Origin of the sequence: Chamaesiphon sp. OTE_75_metabat_556 (assembly GCF_031378165.1) — a bacterium.
In the GTDB taxonomy this organism is placed as follows: domain Bacteria; phylum Cyanobacteriota; class Cyanobacteriia; order Cyanobacteriales; family Chamaesiphonaceae; genus Chamaesiphon.
On the sequence record NZ_JANNDR010000497.1, the window covers coordinates 1 to 4,445 of the forward strand.

A 4,445-nucleotide genomic window follows, 5' to 3' on the forward strand; every position below is an offset into this window, starting at 1 on the left:
CGATCGTCATGCTCGTGGGTACTGCCAACATCAGTGATATTCTCGCTAGTTTTGGCTCCAGTTACTTCGGTTTGCCGATCTAGATCTCGCCCGATCAAGGAAACTCGATCCATCATAAAGCCTTCGGATTCTAATTCGATCAGGGCAGATTCAGCAGTCTGGTAATTGGCAAAGCTGCCCAGGGCACGTTGTTGTATCATCATCATCATTCACTCCTAAAAATCGATCTCCGCATCTAAATATCTAACTATCCAATCTTGGGAATTATTGAGGCTGTTCTGAGGCAGGAATATCACCAGGTGTCTCATAATAGATCTCTGGTTCGATCCCAAAATTATCGACTAGCCCTTCTTTATCGACAGTGAAACCAGCAGTTGTATCGAGACTTTCCGATCCGGCAGGATGTTTGGGCAAGCGTTTGAAATTTTCGCCCTCGCGCTCTTTGCGAGCTGCGGTTTCGGCCGGAATAATATGCGGATCGTAGCTATCCGGGGTGTGGCGGTCGTACTGTTCGGCATCTGCGAGTTGTTGAGCCTCGATTTCATCGACCGATTTGGCAGTAGGATTTGGCTGTGGCTTGTTAATTGTCATGGTATTTAGCGTTGTTAAACTAACTGTTGAAAAATTGATCGAGCAGACTTTTGTAATAACCAAATGTTATCAAAGTTACCGATTTTGTCTATCTGCTAAACGATTCATCTGTTGCTAGTCCGACCTAGCTCGATCGAGTCAAGAACTGCAAATTGAGTTTATCTCGATCGATAGAGAGACAACTATCGAACCTTTGCGCTGTGCCATTACTGAAAATAAGTATTAGCACGCAAAATTTCTTCTTCGCCAAAATAGACCGCGATCGAGTGGACGCCCAAAATCAGCCACGCATGTTGGCACAAATCTTCTAATTCATCGAGCAGATCGTCCACGACCGCCGAGCTGGGGCAATGAATCGCCAACAGTTCACCAGCATTAATTTGAATCAAACAATGGGGCAAACTAGATGTAAACAAGTGGAGCAGACGTTCGATCCGAAAGTGCATCAGTGTATTTAGATCGTCAACATTGATTTCAGTGAGTACCATTAGCAAACTCCTGCTCGTAATTGGGTGATTGGGTACCGAGCTGTCTGTCCCAAAAAGTAAAGTACAGCCCATAATGTAATCCAGTTTGATGGTGGTGAAGATCGTGATGGGCGGGGCCGATAAACCAGCGGCCGCACCAGTGATGGGGGAAGTTGGCGGGCAATCTTTCGAGTCCGAGATGATTGACTACTGCCCAAATCGTCATCGTACTGAGGATCGCCATCAGACTGATAAAATGCAGTGGTAACACAAATACAATCCCCACTAAGAACACTGAATGGGCGACCGCCTCTAGCGGATCGAAAGCAAACGATGTCCACGGCGTCGGCTGATGCGATCGATGGTGCCCGCAGTGCCACCATCGGAACAGCAACCGATGATGAAATAACCTATGCACAAAGTAAAAGTACATATCTTGCAAGACGATCGCCATCAGATAACTCACGCCTAGATACCACAGTGGATAGCGATCGATGTCTGCGTATAGGCGCGTATACCCCGCATCATAGGCCGAGGCAATCGCCGCCGCGCTCAAAGCAAAGACAATCGAAGATTCGATCGATAGTTTGATATCGCGGCGGGTGGCTGGTGTCATCCAGATCTTGCCAGCAAAAGTTCCTGTAGCTCCTGGGCAACCATCGAGATCGGCGATCGCCGCTGCACTAGTTGCGCCGAACAATTTGTTCAAAACTAGCTGCGTCCCCCCCGCAAAAACTAGATAGCGCACCAGGATAATCCCAAAAAAGGCCAGTCCATAGCACTCGAATGAGTAGTGGGTCAATGTCTTTGCTCCTGTAGTTTGATCGCGAGCGATCGCCGATTGGCTATTCCAGACGGCAATGGCAGCATTCCAACTCGGTTGAACTGCTCAACCCAGCGGAGTGGCGCATTTTGATGCTGGTCTAGCTAACTGATGGTAATCACCAAATTTTATCAGTTCGAGCCAGAGGCTACTTTCTACCAAGTGGCGTAATTGTCCGATCGCCTTTGGCGTCAATGGATAGAGGGACTTGGGGACGAGGTGACTGAGCACGCCCACAACTATCGAGCCTACCAACTCCCCACTCCCAACTCAAGAAGACTTAAGCGATCGATAATCAATACAACCGATCGCGTCTTCATTTAAGGCTTTAGACGGATGAACGGTACATTTGAGATTGTATTCGTCCGTAAAAAAGATACAGCGATCGCAGGGAATTTGGTGCAATCTTTTGAGATGTTGCCAATCTTTTTTAACTGTTTTCCAGGTCGATCGCAGATAATAGTACAAGCCTAACCAGACCCCAATCACGAAGAGCATTTGACAAAGAGATGGGATTGTTTGGATAAAAATCGACACGAACATGATGGGTGATGACAATAAAATTTAGCAGGCTAAAGTTGATGATGACAAAGGGCTTAGTTCGACCGCGCCAAGTGAATTATGCTGTTCCAAACTCGATCCATATAGATCGACAAACCGCTTGAACAACTGCATCGTATCACGATTAGAAACACCCCGTGATTTGACGCGACGGTGTAAATCTCCATTGGCTAGCTTGTAGAGGTAGGGCAGATCCTCAACCAAAGTCACACAAGCTGCACAATGAAAAACTAGTTGGAGAATTGGCTTGGGAACATCCAGATCGCTGTAAATATCAATAAATAACTTGTGGGCATTGTCGCCAAGCGGTAAGATATTAAAGATAATAGTAATTTTGCGACCTCGATAAACTGGAATAGCCAGTTCGATCGTGTAAGGCGTATGGAGAGTTAGTTCGGCTTCCACGATCGGTTGTCTCCACATTCTGAGGACATTCAACGACCGATCGAGCGTCGTTTTAAACTTAACACTACCGCCACTAGTCGTCTCTTCAAACTGACTGACATTCCCAACTTTCAAACCATTGAGACTCAGATTATGGACATTTTCTAAATGCTTGAGATTTAGCAAGTGATAAACCTGACACAAGTAGGGAACCGGTAAAATATATTCCTGACTGATCTTGTGATATTTTTTGAGCTGAAGCATTCGCGCCTTGGTTTTGTCGAGATAACCTGCATGTGGCGGTGCGATCGAGGAGAGTTGGTAATACTTGAGAGTACTCATGCTCTTGACGTTCAGACTATCGATTTCGACAGGGCTGGCATTCATGTGTCAAATTTCCTACACGAGTGTGTTAAATATTTGAAGCTGGTGGCTGGGGTGCGCCCAAATCCGATCGACAAGCTGCTAATGGCTGTCAAATAGGATGGAGATCGATAGTTCTTAAGGTTAAGGGCTGGCTCTAGCACGATTGCTGGCAGCATGTTCGCACGATCAAGTGTGAATCTTGACTTGGTAGTGAAGATTCGCCAGAAATATTCATGTGCTTCGAGATCGGAACAGGCGTTAGGCTAGCTGGATGAAGGGCTGGGAATCTTTGACCCTGTAGGTAGATGGCACAGTGTCAATCGATATTGTTCGTTAACTTGTAGCCGCTCCTGACTCCACGCAGGTAAACATCTGATATTTAAGCAACTGCGATCGGACTATTTTGTGTCCACAGTGGCGATCCACACGACGCAAGTAGCTTTGATTTAGACTTGGAGCTAATTTAGAGAAAGCCCTGAGGGAAAGCTTCCTCTAAACTAAAACCGAGCGACGATCGAATCACAGCGACGTTGACGCTAATAGCGTAGAGCTGCAATCGATCGTCATACCGTAACTGAGAGTACATGAGGCTAGAGATCGACCTAACGTACGACAGTAGTGTTGATGGTGTGCATCAAGTTGTAGAAATGCAGAACACCTTGGCCGGATAAGTATTCAGTCAAAAGTGCAGCGACAAATCCGAGCATTGCAAAACGGCCATTCCAGATTTCAGCTTGGGGTGTAAAGCCCCAACGCCATTCGTTGCGATCTGCTGCGGTCGTCATGTTTGTGGGTGTTGGTGTAGATGAGGTTGCCATGGTAACTACTCCGAATTTTGTGGGATGAGGACTAAATCGATTGCGATCGAGTAGTGCTGACTTCACTGGTTGAATAGTTGGAAGTATTACTACAGTGGTTGGTTTAACCTTCGATGTACACAAATCTTATCATTTAGCTAGATGCGAGATTATCTATCAATTGGATGACTTCTGAAAATTCTTTGGCAGTCGATGGGGGGAGTTGGGAGTGAAGAGTTGAATTGCATTCACATTTAGGTAGTTTGCCCCGTTTCCTGCTGTCTTGTCGCACTATTATAGCCAGAGGTTTCCCCGCTATAGAACCCATTTGAGATCTTTTCAGAATGAATCGAGCGACAGATTATTGGTGGGATGGGCGGGTTTGTTGAGATTTGCTAGTGAAGAGCGGGAATTTATAGCATAAACCCGCCCCTACAGATCCATGAATCCATACAT

9 protein-coding genes are annotated in these 4,445 nt (G+C 46.2%); all 9 read right to left on the bottom strand.

Annotated features, from left to right (window positions below; all coding sequences use genetic code 11):
* Window positions 1–203: general stress protein (locus RMO27_RS19905; protein ID WP_309735803.1), on the bottom strand; the 203-nt coding region annotated here is incomplete at its 3' end.
* A 61-nt stretch (window positions 204–264) separates the two neighbouring features.
* Window positions 265–591 carry a hypothetical protein gene (locus RMO27_RS19910; RefSeq protein WP_309735805.1) on the bottom strand — a complete coding sequence of 109 codons (327 nt, stop codon included), beginning with the start codon at window positions 589–591 and terminating at the stop codon, window positions 265–267.
* Window positions 592–797: 206 nt separating this feature from the next.
* Window positions 798–1,079 carry a hypothetical protein gene (locus RMO27_RS19915; protein WP_309735807.1) on the bottom strand — a complete coding sequence of 94 codons (282 nt, stop codon included), beginning with the start codon at window positions 1,077–1,079 and terminating at the stop codon, window positions 798–800.
* Window positions 1,066–1,860: a sterol desaturase family protein gene (locus RMO27_RS19920; RefSeq protein WP_309735810.1), complete on the bottom strand. Its 795-nt coding sequence runs from the start codon at window positions 1,858–1,860 to the stop codon at window positions 1,066–1,068. The genes RMO27_RS19915 and RMO27_RS19920 overlap by 14 nt, the downstream gene beginning before the upstream one ends.
* An 87-nt stretch (window positions 1,861–1,947) precedes the next feature.
* On the bottom strand, window positions 1,948–2,136 hold the full coding sequence (locus RMO27_RS19925) for a hypothetical protein (protein ID WP_309735811.1): 189 nt from the start codon (window positions 2,134–2,136) through the stop codon (window positions 1,948–1,950).
* 15 nt (window positions 2,137–2,151) lie between these two features.
* Window positions 2,152–2,379, bottom strand: a complete 228-nt coding sequence (locus RMO27_RS19930) for a hypothetical protein (RefSeq protein WP_309735813.1) — start codon at window positions 2,377–2,379, stop codon at window positions 2,152–2,154.
* 66 nt (window positions 2,380–2,445) lie between these two features.
* Window positions 2,446–3,213 carry a hypothetical protein gene (locus RMO27_RS19935; RefSeq protein ID WP_309735815.1) on the bottom strand — a complete coding sequence of 256 codons (768 nt, stop codon included), beginning with the start codon at window positions 3,211–3,213 and terminating at the stop codon, window positions 2,446–2,448.
* 442 nt (window positions 3,214–3,655) lie between these two features.
* Entirely contained in the window at window positions 3,656–3,778 is a 123-nt protein-coding gene (locus RMO27_RS19940) for a hypothetical protein (protein ID WP_309735817.1), read from the bottom strand.
* 16 nt (window positions 3,779–3,794) lie between these two features.
* A complete protein-coding gene (locus tag RMO27_RS19945) occupies window positions 3,795–4,010 on the bottom strand; it encodes a chlorophyll a/b-binding protein (RefSeq protein ID WP_309735818.1) in 216 nt (71 codons plus the stop codon).
* Between the last annotated feature and the right edge of the window lie 435 nt (window positions 4,011–4,445).